At 63.2% G+C, this 24,653-nt stretch carries 24 protein-coding genes; 9 read left to right on the top strand and 15 right to left on the bottom strand.

The features are described 5' to 3' along the window. Positions 1-28: 28 nt before the first annotated feature. Both IRI77_RS35955 and IRI77_RS35960 read left to right on the top strand, forming a co-directional pair. Positions 29-2,359 (top strand): alpha-L-rhamnosidase-related protein, encoded by a 2,331-nt coding sequence (locus IRI77_RS35955; protein ID WP_194449737.1) that lies wholly within the window; start codon positions 29-31, stop codon positions 2,357-2,359. A 112-nt stretch (positions 2,360-2,471) separates the two neighbouring features. Then, positions 2,472-3,767: a dicarboxylate/amino acid:cation symporter gene (locus IRI77_RS35960; RefSeq protein WP_194449738.1), complete on the top strand. Its 1,296-nt coding sequence runs from the start codon at positions 2,472-2,474 to the stop codon at positions 3,765-3,767. Between the two features lie 208 nt (positions 3,768-3,975). On the opposite strand, the gene IRI77_RS35965 is transcribed toward IRI77_RS35960, so the two are convergent. The 3 genes from IRI77_RS35965 to IRI77_RS35975 all read right to left on the bottom strand — a co-directional run bounded on the left by IRI77_RS35965 (position 3,976) and on the right by IRI77_RS35975 (position 6,883). After that, positions 3,976-5,226 carry an energy transducer TonB gene (locus tag IRI77_RS35965; protein WP_228486500.1) on the bottom strand — a complete coding sequence of 417 codons (1,251 nt, stop codon included), beginning with the start codon at positions 5,224-5,226 and terminating at the stop codon, positions 3,976-3,978. Between the two features lie 227 nt (positions 5,227-5,453). Then, positions 5,454-6,023, bottom strand: a complete 570-nt coding sequence (locus tag IRI77_RS35970; RefSeq protein WP_194449739.1) for a hypothetical protein — start codon at positions 6,021-6,023, stop codon at positions 5,454-5,456. A 71-nt stretch (positions 6,024-6,094) separates the two neighbouring features. Then, positions 6,095-6,883: a S1/P1 nuclease gene (locus IRI77_RS35975; RefSeq protein WP_194449740.1), complete on the bottom strand. Its 789-nt coding sequence runs from the start codon at positions 6,881-6,883 to the stop codon at positions 6,095-6,097. A 159-nt stretch (positions 6,884-7,042) separates the two neighbouring features. Here IRI77_RS35975 and IRI77_RS35980 point away from each other — a divergent pair, with 159 nt between their 5' ends. Beyond that, positions 7,043-8,149: a hypothetical protein gene (locus IRI77_RS35980; protein ID WP_194449741.1), complete on the top strand. Its 1,107-nt coding sequence runs from the start codon at positions 7,043-7,045 to the stop codon at positions 8,147-8,149. 24 nt (positions 8,150-8,173) lie between these two features. Here the strand turns inward: IRI77_RS35980 and IRI77_RS35985 are convergent, their stop codons facing one another. Then, a complete protein-coding gene (locus IRI77_RS35985) occupies positions 8,174-8,800 on the bottom strand; it encodes a YqiA/YcfP family alpha/beta fold hydrolase (RefSeq protein ID WP_194449742.1) in 627 nt (208 codons plus the stop codon). 110 nt (positions 8,801-8,910) lie between these two features. Between IRI77_RS35985 and acpP the strand changes: the two genes are divergently transcribed. From acpP to IRI77_RS36005, 4 genes are all read left to right on the top strand, one after another. Next, complete coding sequence (gene acpP, locus IRI77_RS35990; RefSeq protein WP_194449743.1) at positions 8,911-9,147, top strand: acyl carrier protein; 237 nt, start codon at positions 8,911-8,913, stop codon at positions 9,145-9,147. A gap of 52 nt (positions 9,148-9,199) precedes the next feature. After that, entirely contained in the window at positions 9,200-10,447 is a 1,248-nt protein-coding gene (fabF, locus tag IRI77_RS35995) for a beta-ketoacyl-ACP synthase II (protein WP_194449744.1), read from the top strand. 67 nt (positions 10,448-10,514) lie between these two features. Then, positions 10,515-11,285 (top strand): electron transfer flavoprotein subunit beta/FixA family protein, encoded by a 771-nt coding sequence (locus IRI77_RS36000; protein ID WP_194449745.1) that lies wholly within the window; start codon positions 10,515-10,517, stop codon positions 11,283-11,285. Further along, a complete protein-coding gene (locus tag IRI77_RS36005) occupies positions 11,282-12,256 on the top strand; it encodes an electron transfer flavoprotein subunit alpha/FixB family protein (protein ID WP_194449746.1) in 975 nt (324 codons plus the stop codon). The genes IRI77_RS36000 and IRI77_RS36005 overlap by 4 nt, the downstream gene beginning before the upstream one ends. Here the strand turns inward: IRI77_RS36005 and IRI77_RS36010 are convergent. The 8 genes from IRI77_RS36010 to thpR form a co-directional block, all read right to left on the bottom strand. Continuing rightward, entirely contained in the window at positions 12,184-13,368 is a 1,185-nt protein-coding gene (locus IRI77_RS36010) for an acyltransferase family protein (protein WP_194449747.1), read from the bottom strand. The two genes, IRI77_RS36005 and IRI77_RS36010, sit on opposite strands and share 73 nt — an antisense overlap. A gap of 32 nt (positions 13,369-13,400) precedes the next feature. Then, positions 13,401-13,637, bottom strand: coding sequence for a hypothetical protein (locus IRI77_RS36015; RefSeq protein ID WP_194449748.1), 237 nt, complete (start codon positions 13,635-13,637; stop codon positions 13,401-13,403). Positions 13,638-13,667: 30 nt separating this feature from the next. Further along, entirely contained in the window at positions 13,668-14,036 is a 369-nt protein-coding gene (locus IRI77_RS36020) for a DUF3106 domain-containing protein (protein WP_194449749.1), read from the bottom strand. A gap of 113 nt (positions 14,037-14,149) precedes the next feature. Then, a complete protein-coding gene (locus tag IRI77_RS36025; protein ID WP_194449750.1) occupies positions 14,150-14,521 on the bottom strand; it encodes a hypothetical protein in 372 nt (123 codons plus the stop codon). Positions 14,522-14,612: 91 nt separating this feature from the next. Then, a complete protein-coding gene (locus IRI77_RS36030; protein ID WP_194449751.1) occupies positions 14,613-15,245 on the bottom strand; it encodes an RNA polymerase sigma factor in 633 nt (210 codons plus the stop codon). Between the two features lie 80 nt (positions 15,246-15,325). Next, positions 15,326-16,324, bottom strand: a complete 999-nt coding sequence (locus tag IRI77_RS36035) for an NAD(P)H-dependent glycerol-3-phosphate dehydrogenase (RefSeq protein ID WP_194449752.1) — start codon at positions 16,322-16,324, stop codon at positions 15,326-15,328. After that, the gene (gene plsY / locus IRI77_RS36040) at positions 16,325-16,930 is read right to left on the bottom strand and encodes a glycerol-3-phosphate 1-O-acyltransferase PlsY (protein WP_194449753.1); all 606 of its coding nucleotides are present in this window, start codon (positions 16,928-16,930) and stop codon (positions 16,325-16,327) included. It lies immediately after the preceding gene. Continuing rightward, positions 16,927-17,490 carry an RNA 2',3'-cyclic phosphodiesterase gene (gene thpR / locus IRI77_RS36045; protein WP_194449754.1) on the bottom strand — a complete coding sequence of 188 codons (564 nt, stop codon included), beginning with the start codon at positions 17,488-17,490 and terminating at the stop codon, positions 16,927-16,929. Before thpR ends, plsY begins: the two co-directional genes overlap by 4 nt. Before the next feature lie 102 nt (positions 17,491-17,592). Between thpR and IRI77_RS36050 the strand changes: the two genes are divergently transcribed. Further along, entirely contained in the window at positions 17,593-18,090 is a 498-nt protein-coding gene (locus IRI77_RS36050) for a DNA-3-methyladenine glycosylase (RefSeq protein WP_194449755.1), read from the top strand. Positions 18,091-18,396: 306 nt separating this feature from the next. Then, positions 18,397-20,358, top strand: a complete 1,962-nt coding sequence (locus IRI77_RS36055; RefSeq protein ID WP_194449756.1) for an alpha-amylase family protein — start codon at positions 18,397-18,399, stop codon at positions 20,356-20,358. A gap of 14 nt (positions 20,359-20,372) precedes the next feature. On the opposite strand, the gene IRI77_RS36060 is transcribed toward IRI77_RS36055, so the two are convergent. The 3 genes from IRI77_RS36060 to IRI77_RS36070 all read right to left on the bottom strand — a co-directional run bounded on the left by IRI77_RS36060 (position 20,373) and on the right by IRI77_RS36070 (position 24,533). Continuing rightward, the gene (locus IRI77_RS36060; protein WP_194449757.1) at positions 20,373-21,587 is read right to left on the bottom strand and encodes a type II toxin-antitoxin system HipA family toxin; all 1,215 of its coding nucleotides are present in this window, start codon (positions 21,585-21,587) and stop codon (positions 20,373-20,375) included. Beyond that, a complete protein-coding gene (locus tag IRI77_RS36065; protein ID WP_194449758.1) occupies positions 21,577-21,921 on the bottom strand; it encodes a helix-turn-helix transcriptional regulator in 345 nt (114 codons plus the stop codon). The genes IRI77_RS36060 and IRI77_RS36065 overlap by 11 nt, the downstream gene beginning before the upstream one ends. Positions 21,922-22,052: 131 nt before the next feature. Further along, the gene (locus tag IRI77_RS36070; protein ID WP_194449759.1) at positions 22,053-24,533 is read right to left on the bottom strand and encodes a glycosyl hydrolase family 95 catalytic domain-containing protein; all 2,481 of its coding nucleotides are present in this window, start codon (positions 24,531-24,533) and stop codon (positions 22,053-22,055) included. Positions 24,534-24,653: the final 120 nt, after the last annotated feature.

Consider the following 24,653-nt stretch of genomic DNA (forward strand, 5'->3'; position numbering starts at 1 on the left):
GCCCTGCCTGTGGCGATATACTCGATGCATGTTGCGCAGAGAGTTCCTGTTGCAGGCCGGCGCCACCGGTCTGCTCGCCGCCGCTGACGTCGATGTCGCCACCAGTGCCTGGAAGGCCCGTTGGGTCTTCCCCGCCGGTGCGTCGCCCAATGCGTACGGCGTCTACCACTTCCGCCGTAGCTTCTCGCTCGACCGCAAGCCGGCCGCACTCAAGCTTCATGTCAGCGGCGACAGCCGCTATGAGCTGTTCCTGAACGGAGTCCGCATATCCCGGGGTCCCGCTCGCGGCGACCTCAACCACTGGCGCTATGAAACCGTCGACGCCGCTGTCCACGCAGTCCAGGGAAAGAATGTCCTTGCCGCCGTCGTCTGGAACGAGACGCCCTACTCCGCAGTCTGCCAGTGGTCCAATCGAACCGCCTTCCTGCTCCAGGCCGGCGACACTGATTTTGAAACCGTGAACACCGGCAAAGGCTGGGTCTGCGCCGCCAATCCGGCCTACGCGCCCATCCCGCTGCCCGGCAACCAACGCGGGGATATCGCTCCCGGCTACTACGCCATCGGCCCGATGGAGCGTTTCGACGCCGGCAAACACCTTTGGGGCTGGGAACGGCCCGAGTTCGACGATTCCGCCTGGCAGCCCGCCGAAGTCGGTCCCAATGCATCACCTCGCGACCAGACCGACGCGCCCAGCCGTTGGATGCTCGTCGCCCGCAACATCCCGCCGATGGAAGACACGCCTGCCCGCCTGGCGCGCGTCCGCAAGGCCGACGGCATCCAGCCGCCGCCCGCCTTCCCGGCGCAGAAAGCGGCCTTCACGATCCCCGCCAATACCAAGGCGACCCTGCTCATCGACCAGGACCACCTCACCACCGCCTTCCTCGAACTCGAAGTGAACGGCGGCCGCGGAGCCCAGATCCAGGTCCGCTATGCCGAGGCGCTCTTCCAGCAGCTGCGCCCGCGCGCCGTCAAAGGCAACCGTGACGAAGTGGACGGCAAGGAGTTCCGCGGCTACGGCGACATCTACACCGCCGACGGCCAGCACCGCGTCTACCGCCCCCTCTACTGGCGCACCTGGCGCTACATCCAGCTCACCGTCGAAACCAAGTCCGAGCCCCTCGTCATCGAGGACCTGCGCGGCGTCTTCACCAGCTACCCCTTCACCGTCAAAGCCAAGCTCGATACCGGCGTCCCCTTCCACCAGAAGATGCTCGACATCGGCTGGCGCACCGCCCGCCTGTGCGCCCATGAGACCTATATGGACTGCCCCTACTACGAGCAGCTGCAGTACGTCGGCGACACCCGCATCCAGGCCATGGTGACGCTCTACATGACCGGCGATCCGCGCCTCGTCCGCAACGCCATCGAACTCATCGACAGCTCGCGCACCGCGGAAGGCGCCACGCTCTCCCGTGCCCCCAGCGTCCTCCAGCAGTACATCCCGCCTTTCTCACTGTGGTGGGTCGGCATGGTGCACGACTACTGGTGGTACGTCGACGATCCGGCCTTCGCCCGCCGCATGTTGAACGGCGTCCGTGCCGTGCTCGGCTGGTACACCAGCTTCCTGCGCAGCGACGGCCTGCTAGGGGCCATGCCCTGGTGGAACTACGTCGACTGGGTCGCCACTTGGCGCGGCGGCCGCCCGCCGTCCGAGCCCGACGTCATGCCGGCCACCATCCAACTGCAGCTCCTGCTCGCCCTGCGCTGGGCCGAGGAACTGGAAGCCGCCCTCGGCAGCCGCGCTCTCGCCGGCCAGTACAAGGAAACCGCCGGCCGCCTCCACGCCGCCATCCAGGCCAAGTTTCACGACGCCCAGCGCGGCCTTTACAGCGAGGATCTGGCTCACAAGCTCTTCTCCCAGCACGCCAACGTGCTCGCCGTCCTGGCCGACCTGCCGGCCACGCCAGCCGCCGCCCGCGAGCTCATGCTTAAGGTGGAGCCCGATCAGTCCCTCTCCAAGTGTTCTGTCTACTTCCGCTATTACCTCGACCGCGCCATGGTCAAGGCCGGCCTCGGCGACCGCTACCTCGACCGCCTCGGCACCTGGGAGTTCATGGTCAAGGAAGGGCTCACCACCTGGGCCGAAACCGACTCCGGCGCCACCCGCTCCGACTGCCATGCCTGGGGCTCCAGCCCGAACATCGAGTTCTTCCGCACCGTGCTCGGTGTCGACTCCGCCGCCCCTGGCTTCAGCAAGGTCCGCCTGGCGCCCAACCTCGGCAAGCTCACCAAGGCCAGCGGCGTCGTGCCGCACCCCAAGGGCCTGATCGAAGTCACCGTCGAACGGGCCGGCTCCGGCTACCGCTGGACCGCCAAGGCCCCCGCCGGAGTTCAGGTCATCGGTCCGCCGCAGGCCTGATCCGCTCCGGCTTACCGCTACAATCGAAAGACGGCGCCCGGGCCTCATCCGCCCGCCGCGCCGTCTCGGCCCGCTCGACGTCCGCCGACCACTGGAGAATTCGGATCCGCCCATGTCCGCGAAATCCTGGTACAAATCGCTCTACCTGCAAGTGCTGGTCGCCATCGCGGCTGGAGCCCTCCTCGGCTACCTCTCTCCAGCCACTGGCACCGCCATGAAGCCCTTCGGCGACGGCTTCATCAAGCTCATCAAGATGCTGATCGCACCCATCATCTTCTGCACGGTGGTAGTGGGCATCGCGGGTACCGAGGATGTGAAGAAGGTCGGCAAAACCGGAGCCCTGGCGCTGCTCTACTTTGAAGTGGTCAGTACGCTCTCCCTGGTCATCGGCCTGATCATCGTCAATCTCGTGCAGCCCGGCGCGGGCATGAATGTCGATGTCAAGACCCTCGACGCCGGCTCCGTCGCGGACTACGCCACACCCCACAAGCTCGGCACCACCAAGGACTTCCTGCTCCACGTCATCCCCGACACCCTGGTCGACGCCTTCGCCAAAGGTGAGATCCTCCAGGTGCTGTTCATCGCCGTCCTGGTCGGCGTCGCTCTCCAACGCCTGAACTCGCGCGAAAATCTGGTCTTCCAGGTCATCGAAAAGTCTTCGCATGTCCTGTTCGCCATCGTGGGTTACGTCATGAAGCTCGCCCCCATTGGGGCGTTCGGAGCCATGGCTTTCACCGTCGGCTCCTACGGACTGGCCAGCCTGGTATCCCTGGCGCGGCTGATGGGGACCTTCTACGCCACCTGCCTGATCTTCGTCTTTGCCGTTCTCGGCTCAATCGCACACCTGCACGGCTTCAGCATCTGGCGTTACCTGCGCTACATTCGCGAGGAGTTGCTGATTGTCCTCGGGACATCATCTTCGGAAGCCGCACTCCCCCGCATGCTGGCGAAAATGGAATCCCTCGGTGCCAGCCGCTCCACCGTGGGTCTGGTCATTCCAACCGGCTACTCGTTCAATCTCGATGGGACCTCGATCTACCTGACCATGGCGGCCATCTTCATCGCCCAGGCGACAAACACCCCGATGACGCTCTTCCAGCAGATCACGCTCCTGGCGGTCCTGCTCCTGACCTCCAAGGGCGCGGCTGGAGTCACCGGCAGCGGGTTCATCGTCCTGGCGGCAACGCTTTCAGCCGTAGGACACGTCCCTGTCGCCGGCCTGGCGCTGATCCTGGGCATCGACCGCTTCATGTCGGAAGCCCGGGCCATCACGAACGTCATCGGCAACGGCGTGGCGACGCTGGTGGTAGCGCGATGGACCGGTGAGCTCGACATTCCCACCATGGAAGCTCGCCTCGAATCCGGCCCGCCCGATCGCACCCCCGCCGAAGAACCAATTCTCAACTAGCACTCCACCCCAGTCTCGCCAGTTCACCAAGCTCTCCCCCCAGCATTCCCTCCGGCATTGCCGGAGCCCCGCCGCAACCCACACAACTCCGAGGGACTCCAGCACCGTCGCAACCAACCGGGAGAGTCCGCAGCCAACCAACCTCACCAACACGCAAAAAGGGCTGCCCCCGAAGGAGCAGCCCTTTTTCAATCCACCTGGCTTTCGTTTACAGCAGCCGGAAGTTCACTTCCACATTGGCCTGTACCGGAACGGGCTTCCCGTCTTTATACCCTGGCCGGAACTTCCACTTCATCACCGCTTCGATGGCCTTCTCATCCAGCCCCATGCCAAGCGGCCGGACCACGCGTACATTGGTAGTCTTGCCGGTTTCGTCGACGACAATCGCCAGCATCACGGTGCCCTGGAACTTAGCCTTGCGAGCCTCTTCCGAATACTCAGGTTCCACGCGGAACACCGGCACCGGAGCGCTCACGCCACCGCCAATGCGGTACGCGCCGCCGCCAAAGCCGCCGCCTTCACCAGGACCCACGCCGCCGCCTCGGCCCGAGCCGACGCCGCCGCCACTACCGGAACCAATACCGCCACCGGAACCAGGGCCGTTCGAGGGAATGCCCGCCTTGGCGAACGGATCGCCGTAGTTCGGCATATTCACATTCGGCAGGGGCGTATCCGGAGGAGCGATAATCGTGGGCTCCATCACCAGCCGCGGATTCGGATTGTTGATTACAGCTACCGGGGGCGTAAACTGCTTCAGATCCGCGCGGGGCAGCTTGCCCTTGCTGGCCGGCAGGGGCGAACGATCACCGCCACCACCGCCGCCGCCCATGGCCTGCTTCTTGACCGCCATCTTCGGCATGTACGGGTCAATATCCGGCTGGACGAGCGTGATCGAATTCTTCACCGCAGTCTGGATCGTCTTGTTGGTCCCCAGGAAGAAGGCCAACGCCACAAGCCCGACGTGGACGAACACCGACATGATCTGCGACTTGCCGCGATACTCGTCGCGGGCGAACATCTCTTTGACTTGTACCGGCTGGGACGTCACCTGCAGCGGTGGTAGCTGCGGCGGGAAGAACAGATCCTTCGCGTTGGCGAAAATCGTCCGGTACCAGGGCAGGGAAGTCTTGGCCAGCTCACCCATGCCCGACAGCCCGACCTCTTCTTCCGTCAGGGGACGGGAAGTGATCTGCAGCGGCGGGGGAGCGGGACTGAAGAGATCGGCGATGTTTTCCCGCAGCGTACGGAAAAACGGCTTCTTCTGCTGGATCTCCGCCAGTTGGCGCAGGGAAGAGTCGGTGCCGTGCAGCAACTCATCTTCGCTCAACGGCTTGAAGGTGACCTGCAGCGGTGGCAGCTTTTTATACGCAGCCAGTTCTCTCAGGTTTTCAATCAGCGAAAGGAACCACGGCTTCGAGCCGTCCTGCAGTTCCAGCGCCCGGTCCAGCGGACTGGACATAGGGATCTGCGAGGGGTTCCCCGGCTGCACTCGGTTCGCCTGGTTAGGCTCGTTGAATTGGTTGGGATTGCTCGCCGACATACCTCTCGACTCTCACATTCCAAACGTCAGCCTTGTGGCCGTTCGAATCTCTTGCTTCTGTTCCTTAGACGCGCCATGTATCTCAAGGTTGCAGGAAACGCGTCTGAAACTCATCCCAGCTCTTCAAAAAATTGTATCACGCAGAGTCAGCGGATGTTAGCCCTTCCATTTTTCGTAAGTGATTGAAAATTCAACACTGTCTCAAAGGTATAGGACTCTTCCACCGCTTCCGCCTGCTTGTCCAGTCTGCAAACCATTCGTTCCAGACGATTTGTCGCGGCCAGTGGTCCATCCAGGGCCAACTCCTGCCGCCCGCCGGCCGCCACCGTCCCACCCGCTCGCCGCCAATCCGCCTCCGGCCCATTCGCCAGGCGGCAGGCTACACTCACATTGACCGTGTTATCCAGAGTGTTCTCAACCATCGCCAGCGGCCGGCCGGAACCCGGCTCTGCACGCAAAGACGACAGAAAAACCTTCGGTGTAACAAGCAGGGCCACAGGTAAACAACCTGCCGGCAGCGATATTTCGTTTGGACCGCGGCTCGAAAGATAGGGCGTCAATGCGGGCAGCCCCTCTTCCCGTAGAACTTCCGTACCATTCACTGTCAACCCGGCGTTGCAGGCTGTCTCCAGCCGCACGTGCTTGCCGCTCAACCCTGCCGGTGCCGGAAACCGGCAGACCACCCGCCCGTCCTGGCCCGCCGCGCCGGCCTCCAACGGAATCCGCTCCAGCCCTCTCACCTCCAACAACGCGGCGAGTAGCAGGAGTAGGCCCATAGTCCCGCCGTCTATTGACCCAGCGCCTCGTTCAGGATCCGGGCCAGCCGGACACCCGCCCGGCGCAGCTGCAGCTCAGTCGGCGGCAGCGCCTTATTGAAGTACTCGTCGCCCAGCGGAGCCGGACGCGCCTCCGGCAGGTTCGCATAAACCACATCGCGCGAAACGTCGCGGGATTGCCAGGCCCAGTCAACGAGCGAACCCTTGGCCAACCGGCGCCGTTCAAAGAATCCGGGCTTGCGGCCCAGCGCCGCCTTCAAATTGGCATCCTTCTGCTCGGCCATCTCCAGAATGCTGGAGTCCCACGTCGAGTGCAGGTTGCTCGGCTTGCCGAAATACAGGACTTTCACGTCGTTGCCGCCGCGGTCATGCTTCTCGCCCACATGCAGGGGTTGGTGCATGTCGCTCACCAGGTGCACCAGGAACTTCAGGGCTTCCGCCCGGTCACGCTGCGCCAGGTTCTTGTTTCTCAGGCGGCTCTCCATCTCCGGAATCTGACCCACTACACAACCGGTTTGCGGGCAGAACTTCTTCCAATCCCCACGCGGGATGTCCAACGGCAGGTCGATGAAGTGCCACGTTGAGGTCTCTCTCCTCTGCGGCCTCACCTCATCCGCCCATGACGCAATGCTCTCCAGCGACTGGCCGTCCAGCAGCTTCTGCACCTCGGCGCGCGCCTTTGCGTTCAATTGCCTTGACGCAATCTCCGCGATCAGCCGGTGCCCCTCACGCCCCCAACCAAACAACGCGGGCGCGCTCACCAGCAGCAGCCCGAGGCAGGACACGCGAAAACGGCTCATCTCTCCAGTATCTGGGAGACAATCCCCGGCCCACAACCGGAACAAGGATTTTGTCACCAAGCGCGCGTAAGCGAACATCAATTGAATGGGGAGGCATCTCAGTCCCCCCTGGCGCGGCTCCGTTCAGGCGCCGCCGGTTGGAAGGAACAACAGATCTTCATGACGTACGCTCGAGCGCGGCTTGGTCCGGGCCTCACCGGTGCCGGACTCCTCTTACTGCTGACCATCGCCGCCTATGTCTACCAGATGCCTTCCACCTTCTTTCCTTATTTCGGAGGCCCCTGGTACTCCGATTGGGCCGGCTTCGTGGTCTGCTTCCTCGCCTACGCGAGCGTCAGTCTGCCGTTTGACATCTGGGGCGGCTACACTCTGCCCTGCAGCCACCAGCGCCTCTGTCTGCTCTTTCCCGAGTTCCTCATGAAGTGGTTGCGCGGCGTCTTTGTGCAAGGCGCCGTCATGACGTCATCCGCGCTGGTCCTACTCCAGGCTGGTAAACATTGGGGCGTCTGGGGCGCCACCGGCGCACTGCTGGCGCTTCAGATTACCTTGCTCGCCCTCCAGTGGCCGTTGGCCCGCTGGACCGGAGGCCTGGCTCCTGCGCCTGCGCTTCCAGGCTCCGGCGCGGTGACTGTGCTCGCCGTGGATATGGGCTTCACCGGCGGCCCCGCCGGTCTTCCCGGCCTGGAACGCAACATTCAGCCCCAATCCTGGAACACCAGCCTCTCTCCTCCGGCCCTGCTGGCCGAGCACCTCCGCCGCCAGGGCCTCATCAAAACCGGCGCCCGCACTCGCGGCGTCCTCCTCGCCCTGGGCTGGAACCTGCTCGGCTTTGTGCTGTCCGCCTCTCTTCCCTGGGGCGGGGTCGACACAATCTTCTCTTTATTGGAAACTTTGCTTGGCTGTACGCTTTGGTCGTTCCTCGGCCTGCTGATCCTGCCCTCGTTCAGCCGGCCCGGGACCCTCGAAGCCGACCGTTACGCCGCGGCCAACGGAGCCACGCGGCCGCAATTGGAGGCCGCCATCTGCGAGATCGACCAGTTGCAGGACGAGGACCTCAGCCGCCCCCGCTGGCTGGAAACCATGAGCTCGATACCCTCCGTGGAAAACCGACTCAACGCACTCGACTCGAAGCACCAACCTTACGGCGCGTGGCTCGCCGCCCGCACAACCTTATACCTGTCCTGGGCCAACTTCGGATTGCTCAGCCGCGCCGTTCATTTGAACGTCGGGCGGCCGGAGCTGTGGGTCCTGCCGCCCGGCGATTGATTCACTTGGCTGTACTGAATGCCTTTACAGCCCTAGAAACAAGACGATACCGTTCCAAATTTCATCCACTACATTGGCCAGCTCATGATCGGAATCCACTTCCCGCAACTCGGCGCAGGTCCTGGTCCTCACAAACGAACGGGATACGCCCACCGGCACGACATCATCGTGCACCCCGTGGTAGATCAGCGTGGGCTGCGTCAACGCCGGTTCGTCTTCATACCGCAGCGCGTCTTCCATCAGCTGCCAGCCCAACTCCGCCAGGCCGCCCTCGGCGTAGTTCATCGTTTCGATCACACCGGTCCGCTGCCAGGCCTCCATCGCTGCCGCGCCGAGCTTTTCGCTCCACAGCCGGCCGAAGCCGAACGCCGGAGCCAGCAGGACCGTCTTCTCCACCTCGGGGTGACGCGACGCGTACAGCGCCGCCAGATACCCGCCCATGCTGGAACCGATGATGGATACCGGCCGTCCGGCCGCCGTCCGCTCGATGATCGCCAGCTGTCCTGTGATCGTCAGATTGCGGAAGCCGCCCTCTGCGAGGTCCGGAACCAGCAGTTCCACGCCTCGCGCGGCAAAGTGCTGGTGAAAAACACGAGCCTTCCTCGATTGCGGAGAAGAGGCAAAACCATGCAAGTACAGGATCGAATTCATGCTCTCCTGTATGTTACCGGACCCGCGACACCGAAATTCAGGCCGCCCTTCGTTGCAATATATCCGGACTGTCGGTAGAATCGGAGCTTTGTGGACTTCTTGGAGGTTTCATGTCTGTTGAAGCAAAAGTGAAGCAGATCATTGTCGAGCAGCTTGGCGTCGACGAAGCACAGGTGGATAGCACCGCCTCTTTCGTTGACGATCTCGGTGCGGATTCGCTCGACATCGTCGAACTCGTCATGGCGTTTGAAGAGGCGTTTGACCTCGACATCCCCGACGAAGACGCGGAAAAGATCCAGACGGTCAAAGACGCCGTCGAGTACATCGACGCCAAGGCGAAGAAGTAACAGCCTTTAGGCGCCGGTTCCTAGAACACTCTTTTCCCCCGGGAGAATCTCATTGTCACGTAGGGTGGTAGTCACCGGAGTGGGTTTGCTTTCCGCTCTCGGCCATACGGCCGAAGAGACTTGGGCCGGCATCCTCGCTTCTCAAAGCGGCATCGAACCGATCACTCAGTTCGATAGCACGCAATTCAGTGCCAGGATCGCGGCCGAAGTGAAGAACTTCGATCCGCTTCAGTTCATCGAGAAGAAAGAGCTGAAGAAGGTCGGGCGTTTCATTCAATTCGCGGTCGCCGCCTCGGATGAAGCGATGAAGGCCTCCGGACTTCAGGTGACGCCTGACATCGCCGAACAGGTGGGTGTCTACATCGGAAGCGGCATCGGTGCCTTTGAAGTGATTGAACGCGAGCACCGGAACCTCCTCGAAAAAGGGCCCAGCCGCATCTCCCCCTTCTTCATCCCTGCCACTATCGTCAACCTCGCCTCCGGCAACGTCTCGATCCGGTTTGGGGCCAAAGGGCCCAACTCCGCCACCGCGACAGCCTGCACCACCAGCGCGCATTGCATCGGTGACTCCTTCCGCCTCATCCAGCACGGCTATGCCGATGCCATGATCTGCGGCGGCGCCGAGGCCTGCATCACGCCGATGGGTGTGGGTGGATTTGCCGCCCTGCGAGCCCTCTCCACGCGCAACGACGATCCGCATGGCTCCTCCCGCCCCTGGGATAAGGACCGTGACGGCTTCGTTGTCGGCGAAGGCGCCGGCATCCTCGTCATCGAGGAGCTTGAGTTCGCCAAGGCCCGCGGTGCGAAGATCCTGGCCGAAATCGTAGGCTACGGCATGAGTGGCGATGCTTATCACATCACCGCCCCGTCCGAAGACGGCGATGGCGCTTTCCGCGTCATGCGCAACGCCCTCAAGGACGCCAAACTCGCGCCGGAGTCCGTCGACTACATCAACGCTCACGGCACCTCCACGCCCGTCGGCGACATCATCGAATGCAAGGCCATCAACCGCGCCTTCGGTGACCACGCCACCAACGGCCTGGCGGTCAGTTCCACCAAGTCCATGACCGGTCACCTGCTCGGCGGCGCCGGCGGTCTCGAGGCAGGCATCACCGTGCTCGCCATCCGCGACCAGATCGCACCGCCCACCATCAACCTCTACGAGGTGGATGAGCAGTGCCAGAACATCGATTTCGTCCCTCTCACCCCGCGCAAGATGAAGATCGATTACGCCCTGTCGAACTCCTTCGGGTTCGGCGGCACCAACGGCAGCCTGATCTTCAAGCGCTACACTGAATAAGTCCCCTTCATCCGGCGCGCCCTTCCCTCACGGGGAGGGCGCGTCTCTATATCTCCGCGAGGTGCCTATGAAGATCCTCGTCGCCCTCAAACAGGTGCCGGCGCGCGACTCGCAATTGAAAGTCGATGCGGCTGCCCTCTGGCTGGACGAGTCCGATTTGAGTTTTGAAATCAATGAGCCCGACGCTTACGCCCTGGAAGCAGCTCTACAGTTGAAGGAACAACACGGCGGCGAAGTCGTCGTCCTCTGCGCCGGACCCGAACGCGCCACCTCCGCGATCCGTGAGGCGCTGGCCAAAGGGGCCGATCGCGCCATCCACATCGAGGACGACAGCCTGGGCGCTTACGATACGCTCAGCCTCGCCCGCCTGCTCTCCAAAGCCGCTTCGGCTGAACAGCCCGACCTCATCCTCACCGGCCTCCAGTCCGACGATCTCGGCAGCGGCCAGACCGGCGTTGTGATGGCCGAAGTCATGGGCCTGCCCCACGCCACCATCATCATGGCCGTCGAGGTCGACGGCGCCTCCCTGCGCGTCAAACGCGAGCTCGAAAACGGCTGGTTCCAGCATGTTGCCATGCCCCTGCCCGCCGTCCTGACCATCCAGAGCGGCATCAACAAGCTCCGCTACGCTACGCTGATGGGCATCAAGAAGGCCAAGACGAAGGAAGTGAAGCACCTCACCGCCGCTGACCTTGGGGTCGCGCCGGCCGCCACCGTCCGGCTGCAGAGCGTCTACCAGCCCCAGCGCGTGAAACAGACCCAGATGATCGAGGGCAACCCTGCCCAGCAGGCCGCCACGCTGGTCGAGAAACTCAAGTTTGAAGTGAGGGCGCTATGAGCGGCATTCTCGTAATCACTGAACAGTCGGGCGGCGTCTGGCACAAGATGTCCTTCGAGACGCTGGCCGCCGGACAGCAACTCGGCCGCGAACTCGGCCTGCCCGTCCGCGCCTGCGTCTTCGGCAAGTCCACTCCCTCCGCTGACTTGGCCGCCTATCAGCTCGACGCGGTCATCGCCGTGGAGCACGATCTGCTCGAGCAGTACACCGCCGATGGCGTCACCGCCGCCCTCGCCGGGCTCGTCAAGGATCTCCAGCCCGACTACGTCCTGCTGCCGCATACCTACCAGGTGCGCGACTTCGGCCCCAAGCTGGCCACCCGCTTCGAACGGGTCCTGCTCAGCGACGTCATCGCGTTCAAGGTCGACGGCCAGAGTGTCGCTTTCGAGCGCCAGCTCTTCCAGGGCAAGCTGAACGCGTCATACGCCTCCGCAGCCGGAGCGCCCGTGTTTGTCTCGCTCCAGGCCGGCGCCTACCGCGCCGAAACCCTGGTGGCCGGTTCCGCCCCCGTCGAAACCCGCAATCCGCTTCTCGAGGCCTCCCAGATCCGCCAGAAGCCCGAAGCGCCCTTCCGCGAGTCCGCCCGCGCCGTCGATCTCTCCGCCGCTGAGCTGATCGTCGCCGTCGGCCGCGGCATCAAGGAAGAAGGCAACGTCCCACTCGTCCAGGAACTCGCTGAAGCCCTCGGTGCCGAACTGGCTGCCTCCCGCCCCATCTGCGACTCCGGCTGGCTCCCCATGGAGCGCCAGGTCGGCAGTTCCGGCCAGACCGTAGCCCCCAAAGTCTATCTGGCCGTGGGCATCTCCGGAGCCATCCAGCACCTCGTCGGCATGAAGGGCTCCAAGTGCATCGTTGCCATCAACAAGGATGCCGCCGCCCCCATCTTCGAAGTCGCCGACTACGGCATCGTGGGCGATCTGTTTGAGGTGGTGCCCGCACTCACCGAGGCTGTGAAGAAGGCTCGATCCTGAACAGGTTCAGGCTGTACTTGAAAGTATTGCTTTAGCCTCAGGAATCGCTTCTCGTACACTTCGTAGCTGAGCCAACCCAGCAAACTGGAACCGGCCAGACCCGCCACCAACAGGGCGATCTGGCCGGTTCCTTTTTGTAAGCCCATCGCGGGATAGGAATAGTACAACGCATACGCCAGGGGCCAGTGCCAGACATACATCCCATAACTGTGGCGACCGAACCAGACGAGCACCGGATACTCCAGAAACCCGCCGCCGCGCGGTGCGGTCACAATCACCGTCAAAACGACGGCAAACGCCACCGCAAACACGGTCAAACCGGTGGCTAAAACCGGCGGATGGAGATAGTGCGTGCCGCGGCCGGCCGCCAACACCGCCAGGCTGGCTGCACCCGTACCCCACAGTGCGGTTTTGAGCCACGGACGGACCAGCACCACCCACGATGTCTCCCGCACCAGTACGGCCGTCATGGCGCCCATCATCAGCGCGTCCGACCGCAAGATCGTATTGCGGTAGATCCAACTCGGATCCCAGCCTAACCAAATACATGATGTTCGTGCCGCAAGCACAAGTAAACAAGCAATATTGCACCATCTAAAAAGCCGTCGTGCCGGCAGCAGCCAAACCACCACCGGCCAGGCCAGGTAGAACTGTTCCTCCACGGCCAGCGACCAGAAATGGCCTAGGATGTGCTCGAGTCGTCCATCCGCCGGCAAAGGCACCCAATTGTTCAAGTACATCCAATAGTAGATTCGATCTGCTTGATTCGGAAGATACTTATCCCCTAAAACGACAACTGTTGGGAAGGCAAAAAGGAGCACCGTCAGAGCCGCGAAATAGAGCGGGAAGATACGCAGGATCCGCCGCATCCAAAAGGTGCTGAAGTAGTTCGGAGCCTGACGCGTATCCAGCAGAATTCCGGTGATCAGGAAGCCCGAAAGCACGAAGAAGAGCTGCACGCCTACCCACCCGAGGCCGAGAATACCCTTCCATGGATGCATCAGGTCAGGTGCTCTAAAGTGAAGTAATAGAACAAGAAGCAGCGCAATCCCGCGCAGTCCATCCAAGGCGGGAATGTGGGCTTTCGGCGCGACACCGGAATCACCAGTCACGCTTGCTTAGTGGGCAGGAAAGACGAATGCTCTCAGCGCGGCGCGTCTTTCAGGACGCCTGGAACCCGCGGACCCGGGTGGCGCAGGCTCGACCGCGCAGGAGCGCCAAAGAGCGCAATATAGACCAACAGGCTAAGTGCAATGGCGAAGGTGCAGACGAAGGCAAGAATCACACGGCGGCCTACTCGATCCCGATAGGCATCGAGTTGATCGATCTCGGCAATGAGCCGTTCAATCGCCCGTGACTCCTGGTCAGTGGGGAGTTCCATCCCGCCCTCGTTCCTTCTAGAATGCAGCAACTAAGGCGTTTCGTCCAGTAGCGCAGAGTAGTCGGATAGAATCGATTGCTCGTTCCGATTGAACTTCTTTTTGAACTGCTGGCTCTTAAGTCGATCAAGGCGTTCAGTTTGTGACAGAGTGCGGAGAGAATCCATTTCGCTCTGCACCTTGGCCCTGCGGTTGTCATCCAGCGCATTGAACTGCTGGAACATGTCGCGGGCGCGCTGCTGATGCTCGGAGGGCAGCTTCTGGAAAGCCTCATACCGGCGCTGCAGCGCCTCCCGCTCGTCGGCCGGCAGCGCGTCCAGTCTCTGCATCCGCATCTCGGCCTGTTTGCGGCGATCGGGCGGCAGCGTCTCCAGAGTTCGTTTGCGTTGATCCTGGGGCATGCCCCGGATCCGGTCTACCGGTCCGCCGGACGGTCTCCGTGCCGGCTGGGCAAGCGCGAACAGGGGCCGGCAAATGACCATTAAAGCTATAAACTGCAGTAGCTTCAGTGGTGTCATTTGTTGCTCAACTTTAGCTGCTGCAGCATCTCCAGATCCTGCAGGGTCTGCTCCACCTGCTGGACCTCAGTGCCGGCCATCAGGGGCTGCTGATCCTGGGGCTGTGGGGCGACGATCACGAAATACGCGGCGAGAACAGCCGCCGCGGGCAGTACAGGCTTCCAGGAGATCTCTCCCAGCCATTGCCGCAGCCGCACCTTCCAGTTCGGTCTCGCTTCGATTCGGGCCAGCAGCCTGGCGTCGAACCTTGTGTCGACCGGCCCGGGCTCCCACGCGTCGAGGGCATTCCAGACCCGCTGTTGCTCGGCGCAGAATTCTATACAGAAGAAGCAGTTGGCGATATGTTCTTCAAGTGATGCTTTGCGCAATTTGTCCAGCCGTCCGGCACAATACTCCACTAGCAACTGCGTATGGTGTTCGGATTCCAGTGGGCAACCGGGATGCTGAGTCATTTCCGCATCAGGCGTACTGCGCCAGCCTCGCGCGCAGGCTCTCGTACGCCCGGAACAGCAGTGACTTCACCGCCGACTCCGAACAGCAGAGCACCTTCGCGATCTGAGCATACTCCATCTCTTCGTATTTGTGCATCAGGATTGCGGCCCTTTGCTTGGCAGGTAGCTTAGCGATAGCCTCCCGCACCTCATGGAGCTTCACTCGATGCACCAGTACGGATTCCACGCTGGGCTGTCCGTCCGTCAGCCGCCGGGTCGCACCGCTCGTGCTGTCGTCCTGGAGGCTATCCTGCGACTTGAGGTTCTTCTCGTCGCGCAACCAATTGAAGGCCAGATTCGTGGCGATGCGGAACAGCCAGGTGGTGAACTTGGCGGAGGCTTCGTAGCTCAAACGCGAGCGGTAGACCCGCAGGAAGACCTCCTGGGCCAACTCCTCGGCGATGGCTTTATTTTGGACCATGCGGAATAGAAAGTTGATGACCGGTGTCCGATGCCGTTCCAGCAACTGCGCAAAGCAGGCAGGATCCCCATCCCGCACACGCAGCATCAAGGCCGCATCGAGATCGATCGCAGCCGCAACCGCCACACCCGATTGAACCCGTCCAGGAGTGGAAGGTTGCAGAGAGATCCCGCTGGTCATGCCTCTGATGACGCAAGCGAGGCTGCGCTGGTTTACAGCAGGTAACAGAAATTCACTATCGGCCCGTCCGGTTTGGGGTACTACTCTTCCTTCAAGGAACGGTCCATTAGATCATGCAGGCCTTCCCTGGGAGATTTACCCTCTCGAAGGATGGCGTACATCTGCCGGGTGATCGGAAGTTCCACACCTAGCCGCGCGGACAGGTCCATCGCCGCGTAAGTTGTCTGGACCCCCTCCGCCACCATGCGCATCCCGCCGAGAATCTCCTCCAGCTTGCCGCCCTGGCCCAACTGGTACCCGACGGTGCGGTTCCGGCTGAGCTCGCCGTTGCAGGTCAGCACCAGGTCACCAAGACCGGCCAGCCCGGCCATCGTCCGGCTCTCGCCGCCGGCCGCCACGGCCAGCCGGGTAATCTCCGCAAGACCCCGGGTGATGAGGGCGGCCATGGTGTTGGCGCCCAAACCCAGGCCGGCGCAGACGCCCGCCGCGATGGCGATCACATTCTTCAGCGAGGCCCCGATCTCGACCCCGATCGGATCGCTGTTCGTATACAGGCGGAGCGTCGGTCCCGAGAAAGCATGCTGGACGGTTTTGGCCAGTTCCGCATCCTGGGAGGCGATGACGATGGCGGCCGGCTCGCGCCGCGCAACCTCCTTGGCGAAAGTGGGTCCGCTGAGCACCCCGATGCGAGGCGCAAAACGAGGTGCGATCTCCTCGTGGATCACTTCACTGATGCGGGCCAGCGAACCGTTTTCCAGGCCCTTGGTGGCGCTGACGAACAGCATGTCGGGATGCAGTACCGGCAGAAGCTGGCTGTAGATCTTCCTTGCGTGGTGTGAGGGCATGACGCCCAACAGCACCTCCGCCCCCACGGCGGTCGCCTGCAGGTCAGAGAGAACCTCGATGTTCATCGGCAGCGCGTTGTCGGCCAGGTAGATGTCGTTGCGGCGCGTTGTGCGCATCCGCTCCGCCAGATCCTGCTCGTACACCCACAGCCGGACTCTCTCGAAGCGCGGCGCGAGGACGATGGCCAGGGCCGTACCCCAACTGCCTCCGCCGATGACTGCAAGATCCTTCACTTACTTCTTACCCCCAAACCGGAAGACGTTTTCGGTGCCGGCGCGCAGGCGCTGGATGTTGGACTTGTGCCGCCAGACGACGAAGGCCCCGCAGAAGGTAACGGCCAGCATCACGGGCCACTCGGGGTGGTAGATTAGCCAGACACCCAGAGGGAACAGGGCGGCACCCAGGATGGACCCGAGCGAAATGAAGCGCGTGACGGCGACTACCAGGACAAAGACAATGATCACCCCCAGCAAAGCAGCTGGGGCGAGGGCGAGCGCGGCGCCGGCAAAACTGGCGACGGCCTTGCCGCCCTGGAATTTCAAGAAGATCGGGAAGGCATGCCCCAGGACGACGGCCACCGCCGCGGCGGCCATCCACGACAGGTCGCCGTTCGTGAAGTGGCTCATGATCCAGACGGAGAGCCAGCCCTTGCCGATATCCAATAAGAGCGTGAGGATGCCGATGCCGCGGCCGGAGGTGCGCAGCACGTTGGTGGCGCCGATATTGCCGCTGCCCATCGACCGGACATCCTGACCCGTCTTCAGCCGTACAAGAATGTAGCCGAACGGGACGCCGCCCAGCAGATAGGCGGCCAGCAGAATCAACAAGGGAGTGGTCATACTTCTTGGGAGGCTTCCAGGGGATACGTCGCGAACTTGGTGTAGACGGAGCCGGTGGCGGTGGGGCGGCTCTGGTAAAGGTGGAACTCCTTGGCGGTGTACGCGCCGAAGTCGGAGTTGGGCAGGTCGGCGATCGCCTTTTTGAGAGGGAACAGGTCCACCGTGGTCTTGATCCGGGCCAGGGTCAGATGCGGGTGGAACTCCTTGGTCTCCGGCGGCACTCCGATTTCCGTACAGGCATCGTCGCAGTCCTTGGCCAGTTGACGCAAGGCGTCGGGCGCCTGAATGCCCGCGTAAAGCACATGGGGATGATGGGGATTCGGGAACCAGCCCAACCCGCGGATCCCGATCTTCATGGCGCCAGGGCGCGGCACCTGTTTGAGGGCGTCCTTCAGCTCATCCAGCCGCTCCACCGGCCACATGCCTACAAACTTGGTGGTAATGTGCAGATTGGAAAGCGGACTCCAGGCGATGTCCGCCTTCGGCTGCAGCAGCTTCAGCAGCAGTTCGAGGTTGCGCCGCATTTCGTAGGGCACGTCGAGACCGATGAACAGACGCATATGACTTGGGACGCTCGCGGGAATCCGGGAAGGTATTTTGAGCTGTCAGCTCCCCCTTCGCCTCGCTATCCTCGTACTTAGCGTACCCTGACGTGCTTTGATATGCATCCTCGAGTCCTGCCTCGCTCCTTCTATAAGCGGCCTACGGTGGAGGTCGCTCGCTCCCTGTTGGGCCAGATCCTGGAGTTCAACGGCCGGCGGGGGCGGATTCTGGAAGTCGAGGCGTACCTCGGCGAAGGCGACCGGGCGGCGCACTCCCACCGCGGCATCACTCCGCGGACAAAGGTGATCTTCGGTCCTCCGGGGCATGCCTATGTCTACTTCATCTATGGGATGTACTACTGTCTGAACGTCGTGGCGGAACCGGAGGGTGTGGCGGGCGGGGTCCTGATCCGTTCAGTGGAAGGCGCAGGCAACGGACCGGGCAAGTTGACGCGCTCGCTGGGCATCACCCTGGAACAGAACGGCTGCGATCTGACGAAAGGGCCGATTCGAGTGCTGTCGGGGCCGCCGATCGACCATGAGGCCATTGAGGTGACGCCGCGCATTGGGATCCGACTGGATGCGCATTTGCCGCTACGGTTTGTGCTGCGCGGCTGATCGCATTCTCCGGCCGCGGACATTTCCACCGATTCGCCAAACTCGGCCTGAAAATCCTTGATTCCTCAGTCCGGCAGCAGTACTATGCTTCCGGGAGGATTTGCCCCGTGCGCACCTATCACACCCCCCAGGTCGCGGACTGGCTCCGCGAGGCCTTTGTTGTGTTCGTCATCCTGGCAGCGCTGCTGTCGCTGCTGGTATTGGTTATCCCCTCTAACGCCTGACCTCCAGCGGCCGGCCGGAGTAGCTGATGGGACTCCGGCCGGCCCGGCCGATTCAATTTCACATTGAGATATGCTCGGGAGCATGCTTCGCGCTGCGCTCCTGCTCTGCCTGGGTTGTGCCCTTGTCTCCGGGCAACCCGGCTGGTGGATGAACGAGCCGATCCGCTGGGTCCAGACGAATCTGCGCGAGACCGATGCGGCGATGGATACGGGCCGGCTGGCGCGGCAACTGGCCGAGATGCGGGCCAACGTCGTGCTGATGGGCATGGGCGGGATCTGCGCGTATTATCCGACGAAAACAGAGTTCCATTACCCGAGCGCCTATCTGCCGGCGGGCAAGGATATGTTCGGCGACATTCTGCGCGAGGCGCACGCCCGACACATTCGCGTGGTGGGCCGCTACGACTTCAGCAAGACGCAGAAGGCGGTTTACGAAGCGCACCCCGAGTGGTTCTTCCAGAAGGCCGATGGCTCGCCCGTCGTCTACAACGGCTTGTACTCCACCTGTATCAACGGTGGTTACTACCGCGGGCAGGTGATGAAGATCCTCGCTGAGGGGCTGGAGAAGTACGACGTCGACGGGCTGTTCTTCAACATGTTCGGCAACCAGCCGACCGACTACAGCGGGAACTACGTGGGTCTGTGCCACTGCGATGCCTGCAGGAAGAAGTACCGCGACGAGTATCACCGGGAGATTCCGGAGAAGCCGGACGAAATCTATCGGGAATTCCTGCAGCAGAGCGCACGGGAGGTGTCGCAGGCGATCGGCCGGCTGATTGGAGAGAAGCGCGAGCGCGCCGGGTATTTCAATTACATGCAGGAGTTCACCGACGGCATCATGTCGGAGTCGAACACCGCCGTGAACCGACCGCTGCCGCTGTGGCCATATGCCACCAGCGACAATGTGAACCGCGCCCGCAACAGCCAGCCGGACAAGATGGCGGTGGATCTCAACATGCAGTTCGTCGATTACGCCTGGCGCTTCGCGACCGTGCCGCCGGCGGAGATTGCGCGGCGTATGTGGCAGGCGCTGGCGCACGGCGGAGCCCTGACCTTCGAGGTGAACGGCACGCTGGACCTGCAGGACCGTCAAGCCTATGAGACGGCTCGGCCCATCTTCCAGTGGGCCGCCGCGCACGAACGAGAGTACCTGGGGCTGCATAGCGAGGCGCGGGTCCTGTTGCTGACGAAGAGCGGCAGGAATAGCGCGGAAGATGCCTCCTACCGGGGCCTGTTCCGGCTGCTGAGCGAGGAACATATCCCCTTCGCGGTCTCCAACAATCTGGAATGGATCGGCGCCCACCCCTACGATCTGGTGATCGCCTCGGATTGGGCTCCCTCGCAGTTGAAGCGCTATGTGGAGCAGGGTGGCCGGCTGTTGCTGGTGAGTTCGAAGCCGCCGGAGTTTGAGGCGGCGATGGTGGTGGGGACGCAGGCGGATGTGAAGGGGTACGTTCGCGTGCGCGATCACAGCGCCTTTCCGTCGCTGAAGTCCACTGATCTGCTGATGCTGAACGGGGGCTTTACTCAACTGGAGGCGGAAGGGGGCGTGCCGCTGACGCTGGTGCCTCCCTCCATGATTGGACCGCCCGAGAAGATCCATGTGGATATGAAAGACACCGACACTCCGGCGGTGTGGGCGCGCGCGGTGGGGCGGGGCCGGATGACCTGGCTGCCCTGGAACCTGGGCGCGCTGTACTACCGGCTGAGCCTGCCGGCGCACGCCGCATTGTTCCGGGACCTGGTGTCGGCGCTGATGCCGAAACGGCAACTGGTGACGAACGCGCATCCCCTGGTCGAGATGACGCTCATGGAGCGGGAAGGGGAGACGCAGGTGCATCTGATCAACCTCTCAGGCCACTCGCAGACGGCCACGTTCGAGCCCATCCCCATGCAGGGCATTGAGGTTGCGGTGGAAGGCGTCTTTCGGAAGGCCCGGACGGTGCGCGGCGCGGGTGAGTTGAAGGTGTCCGTTGTGGACGGGTATACGCGCTTCGCCGTGCCGCGGTTGGCGGACTACGAACTGGTGGTGCTGTTCCGCTGAGCTGTTGGGAGCGCTCAGGCGGCGGCGATGGACGCGGCCACCCTGCGGATCTGTGCTCCGATGGTCAGGCGCAGTTCGGGCGGCAACAGGTCCTTCTGCGGAAGGTCTTTCCAGGCGCGCGCTGTCAGTTCGGCTGTTGTGCGCACCGTGTCCCAGGCCGGGGCCATGGGCAGGCCGGCCCGATCCGCGAAGCGGCGGACCTGATCGAGGGTGATTTCATGCAAGGCGCGGCTGCCCCCGAACGACAGAGCCAGTTGGTCTTCGCGGAGGTAGGGCAGGGTAGAGACGTAGTCGTAGGCAGGCGCCAGCGTCGGGACGCGGCCATCGGGGTAGAGCAGCGCCCAGTTCTTGAGGTGCATGTCGCCGTTACCGATGAGGACTGAAAAGACGATGCGCCGGAGGAAGTCGCCGGTGGCGTCGCCCGCCGTCTCCGCACGGAGCACGGCCGCGATGTTGGCGTAGCTGCGGCCCTTGTGTTTGTCCTCGGGTAACTGGCCGAAGACCTGGGCGAAGTCCTCCATGTGGATGCGCCTGCCGTTCGCCGTGCGATCAAAGCGCTGCACCGCAAGGGCTTGGCCGGGAAGGCGGGCAAAGTCCGCCGGGAGTCCGCCGATCTCGGCGACGGGCAGCAGGCGTAGGGGTGGTACCTGGATTCCGATGGCCCGCGCCAGTTCCAGCATCACGAACTCGTTCTCCGGGACCGACGGGCATTGGGTGGAGGGTAGTTTCACGATCCAATTGCCACCAATGCCTTGCGCCGGGATGGTCAGGCCGCCCGCTGCTTCCAGGATGGCCGGGAACTTCAAATGCGTTCCGGCCAGCGAGAAGCGAATGGCTCCGGGGCGCGGCGGTTGCGCTGCCGGTTTGACACTGTCCATGGGACGGATCACGACGGCGCCACTTAGGTCGGCGCCCAGCACCGCCATCAGGGAGAACTCGCGCTCCAGATGGACGCCTGCCTTGGCCGCGAGGTATGTCCGCAAATGCCCCTCCGGCAGTAGGTTTGCGAAGAATGGCGGGAGCCGACGGAGGGTCGGGCGGGCGCGGGTGACCAGTCCGCCGCTGGAGGCCTTGAAGCCCAGGCTGAGCGTGGCGCGGCCTGGATCGTCCACATAATGCTGTTCGAAGGAGAAGAGATGTTGGTCGCCCGCCAGCCGGGTGAGCGTGCCGGCCAGGCGGTCGTGCAGATAGACGCCGAGGACGTGCGTCCGCTCAAGCTCAGGCGTCATCGCCGGCCTCGTCGTCGGGATCGGTGGCGTAGAGCGGGCGGTCGTCGTCGCTGGCGGGCTGAGCGTAATCGCGGACCATCGATTGGACGGCGGGCACCAATGGCCGGGGGATGAGCAGCAAGTCGAAGTCGAGGACGCGTACGAGGTCGAGAAGGGTGTTGAAGCGGGGTGTAACCTTACCCGACTCGATGGCAGAGATGTGGACCTGCGGGAGGCCGATGCGGCGGCCCAGTTCGAGCTGGCTCCATTTGCGGGCGCGGCGAGCCGAGGCGAGGGCTTGGCGCATGGCTTCGGGCAGGCCTGCGAGTCGCTGGGAATCGATATGCGCTGGCATATGGACCTGCAATCAACATATGCCATCGCATATCGCCTGTCAATCAAATTCGATCAGTAGATATGCGATCACATATCAATGTAGATCATCAATATGCTATCGCATATGAAAGAGATAGCCGGAAACGCGCGCTACCCCCGCACCACATACACCTCGCCCGGCTTCGTCTCAAACTCCACGATCTCGCCCTCCGCCTTCTGCGGCCAAACCGTTCCATCCGCCTGCCGGACGACCTGCGGCTTGCCCTTCGGCCACGGATTCACCAGCCGGACTTTGGCGCCTTTCTCACTCCTGATACTCAACGCAGTCACCCGCGACCCGTTCCAGGCAGCGGAAACGAGGAACGCTCCAGCGGCGCGCAGGTCCCGGAAATTCGCCGGACCGAGGTTCTGCGTATTCGGGAACAGCCGGATCACCCCGCTGTAACTCTGCAGCAGACACTCATTGAGGACCGCGGGTAGCGAGAGGTTCTCCGTCCAGACGCCCATCTCCATCATGTAGTCGTAATTGGTCTCATCGCGATAGCGGCCTCCGGTCTGGCGCAGGCGATCGTTGGCGACGCCGAGCGGGGTAGTGCAGTAGCGGACTTCGCGCTTAAACCAGTCGAGATCCAGCATCCCGAGCCGGGCCCGCGCCAGCGGCTGCCAGACGAGGTCGTTGCCGCCCTCCAGTCTCACGGTGCGGGCCGTGCGGCGCGCGATTTCCAACTGGTCCCTGCGCTGGTCGAGCCCTACCTGTTCTCCGGGAAAGACCGGAGCCAGCGTCACCGGCACGTTGTAGACATACTCGGCCGGGGCGTCGAGCACGTCGAGCCAAACACGGCCGTACGGCCCTTCCACATCGGGATACGGCGCCAGATTCTGGCGGACCTCTTTCCAGCGCGCCAACTGATCCCGATCGGTGTTGAGACGCGCGGCGGCTTCGCCGACGGCATCGAGCAGGAACGCGGTGAGGGCGATGTCGATGATGCAGTCGCGGTTCAGACGGAAGTCGACGGTGGCGCCCCAGTTCTCGGGCGAGACCGTGGGGGCGATGTGGTACTTGCCGTCGTCGCCCTTCTTGACGAAGGCAACCAGGAAGTCGGCCGCGGCTCGCAGCATGGGGTAAACGCGGCGCAGGTACGCCTCGTCGAGCGTGTAGAGGTACTGCCACCACAGGCTTTGGACGGTCCAAGGCGTTTCACAGATCTCGTAACCCCAGGGCGGGGCAGGGTAGGGGTTGGCGGCGCTGGGTACGGGATAAGCGGAGTGCGGGAAGTAGGCGCCGGGCAGGCCGAACTGCACGCGGGCATTCCACTCGGCCATGGGCATGAGCGACTCCACCAGCCGCGTATAGGGCTCGTGCTGCTCGACGTGATTGCTGGAAAAGACGCCCCACCATACCTGCTGGGTGTTGTAGTTCATGTGGTAGTCGCCATGCCAGGCGGTGCCGATGCGGCCGCTGCTCCAGTTGCCGAAGAGGCCGGGTGCGATCTTGCCGGGCTTCAGGCAGCAGGCGAGGACGTACTGATTCTGGTACCAGGTGCGCTCCAGATCCTTGTCCTGGAACCCGACGGCGGAGTGATTCCAGAACGCGGCCCACTGCCTGGCGGAGTCGGTGCGCAGGGTGGCGACGGGCACGGTGGAGAGGCGCGCGGCCTCATCGCGGGCATGGTCTGCCGCGTTCACGTGATCGCGGGGTGTGAAGAGCGTGAGGTCGAGCCGCAGGGGCTGGGCCGCGGACGAGGTCAACAGGACCCGATGACGCTTCGGCTCCTCCGGTTGGACGCTCCAGTTGCCGGCCAGGATCCCGTGAAGCGAAAAGTTGGTGTCCTTGGGCGAAGCGGGCGGGTGGGGGACGGCGTCGGTAGGCGCGGTCGCCGGGAAGAGTTGGTAGCCCGAGAAGCGGTTGCCCTCGGCCCACAGTTTCGGTTCCGGCAGTTTCGCCTGATCATCCCAGTTGGCCTGATAGGCGACGGAGAGGACGGGCACCGGGCCATCGCTGGACAGGCTGATATGGCCGTTCTCGCGGCTCACGAAGCAGGTCAGATGGAAGGGGCGCACCGTTCCGCGCAGGTCGTCGTGTTCAAAGGTAAGGGTCGCGGCACCGGTGGCGATGTCGAGTTCCTGCCGGACCACGCGCACCAGGCGCGAATCCCAATGCAGCCAGATGGTGCCGCAGGGCCAGGGCCGCGGCCAGGGCTTGCGGTAGGAAGACTGCATAAGGTCGGAGTATTCGCGGAAGAAGTCGATCTTCGACTCCAGGAACGTCATCTCCGGCTTGCCCTGCCGCTTGGCCTCGTCGCCGGCGCGCTTCCACAGTTCGAGCACCTGTTGGAAGGTCTTGATGTGCGGGACGTGCTCGTCACTGACGCGGATGTCCCATGCGTCATTCTTCCCAATGTGGAGGCCCAGGGCGTCGGGTCGTACGGTGAGGCACACACCGATGTCGCCATTGCCCAGCAACAGCCCTTCAAAGAACGTCGGCGTGGGTTGAGTGCGGACGAAGGGATGGCGGCCTGCGAGGGCCCTGCTGTCGAGCGGAGCCGAGGGGGATGCCTGCGTTTGCGCGGCGGCCAGGGCTGTGGGCGCGGCTGCGGTGGCGCCTAGGAAAGTCCGGCGGGTGGTGTCCATGGGTGCCTATTTCGGGCCTCCGGCATTGGAGTATTCAGGTCTGGAAATCAGATCCCGTGGAGCCACAGTATCAGATGCGGCTGGGAGCGCCCAAGCGGTTCGCACCCGCCCAGCTACGGT

The sequence above is a fragment of the Paludibaculum fermentans genome, from assembly GCF_015277775.1.
Taxonomy (GTDB): Bacteria; Acidobacteriota; Terriglobia; order Bryobacterales; family Bryobacteraceae; genus Paludibaculum; species Paludibaculum fermentans.

Bases quoted from the DNA above. Each gene is read 5' to 3' on its own strand.
- IRI77_RS35955 (WP_194449737.1), top strand. From the start codon at position 29: ATGTTGCGCAGAGAGTTCCTGTTGCAGGCCGGCGCCACCGGTCTGCTC.
- IRI77_RS35960 (WP_194449738.1), top strand. From the start codon at position 2,472: ATGTCCGCGAAATCCTGGTACAAATCGCTCTACCTGCAAGTGCTGGTC.
- IRI77_RS35965 (WP_228486500.1), bottom strand. From the start codon at position 5,226: ATGTCCAGTCCGCTGGACCGGGCGCTGGAACTGCAGGACGGCTCGAAG.
- IRI77_RS35975 (WP_194449740.1), bottom strand. From the start codon at position 6,883: ATGAGCCGTTTTCGCGTGTCCTGCCTCGGGCTGCTGCTGGTGAGCGCG.
- IRI77_RS35980 (WP_194449741.1), top strand. From the start codon at position 7,043: ATGACGTACGCTCGAGCGCGGCTTGGTCCGGGCCTCACCGGTGCCGGA.
- IRI77_RS35985 (WP_194449742.1), bottom strand. From the start codon at position 8,800: ATGAATTCGATCCTGTACTTGCATGGTTTTGCCTCTTCTCCGCAATCG.
- acpP (WP_194449743.1), top strand. From the start codon at position 8,911: ATGTCTGTTGAAGCAAAAGTGAAGCAGATCATTGTCGAGCAGCTTGGC.
- IRI77_RS36000 (WP_194449745.1), top strand. From the start codon at position 10,515: ATGAAGATCCTCGTCGCCCTCAAACAGGTGCCGGCGCGCGACTCGCAA.
- IRI77_RS36005 (WP_194449746.1), top strand. From the start codon at position 11,282: ATGAGCGGCATTCTCGTAATCACTGAACAGTCGGGCGGCGTCTGGCAC.
- IRI77_RS36015 (WP_194449748.1), bottom strand. From the start codon at position 13,637: ATGGAACTCCCCACTGACCAGGAGTCACGGGCGATTGAACGGCTCATT.
- IRI77_RS36020 (WP_194449749.1), bottom strand. From the start codon at position 14,036: ATGCCCCAGGATCAACGCAAACGAACTCTGGAGACGCTGCCGCCCGAT.
- IRI77_RS36030 (WP_194449751.1), bottom strand. From the start codon at position 15,245: ATGACCAGCGGGATCTCTCTGCAACCTTCCACTCCTGGACGGGTTCAA.
- plsY (WP_194449753.1), bottom strand. From the start codon at position 16,930: ATGACCACTCCCTTGTTGATTCTGCTGGCCGCCTATCTGCTGGGCGGC.
- thpR (WP_194449754.1), bottom strand. From the start codon at position 17,490: ATGCGTCTGTTCATCGGTCTCGACGTGCCCTACGAAATGCGGCGCAAC.
- IRI77_RS36050 (WP_194449755.1), top strand. From the start codon at position 17,593: ATGCATCCTCGAGTCCTGCCTCGCTCCTTCTATAAGCGGCCTACGGTG.
- IRI77_RS36055 (WP_194449756.1), top strand. From the start codon at position 18,397: ATGCTTCGCGCTGCGCTCCTGCTCTGCCTGGGTTGTGCCCTTGTCTCC.
- IRI77_RS36060 (WP_194449757.1), bottom strand. From the start codon at position 21,587: ATGACGCCTGAGCTTGAGCGGACGCACGTCCTCGGCGTCTATCTGCAC.
- IRI77_RS36065 (WP_194449758.1), bottom strand. From the start codon at position 21,921: ATGCCAGCGCATATCGATTCCCAGCGACTCGCAGGCCTGCCCGAAGCC.
- IRI77_RS36070 (WP_194449759.1), bottom strand. From the start codon at position 24,533: ATGGACACCACCCGCCGGACTTTCCTAGGCGCCACCGCAGCCGCGCCC.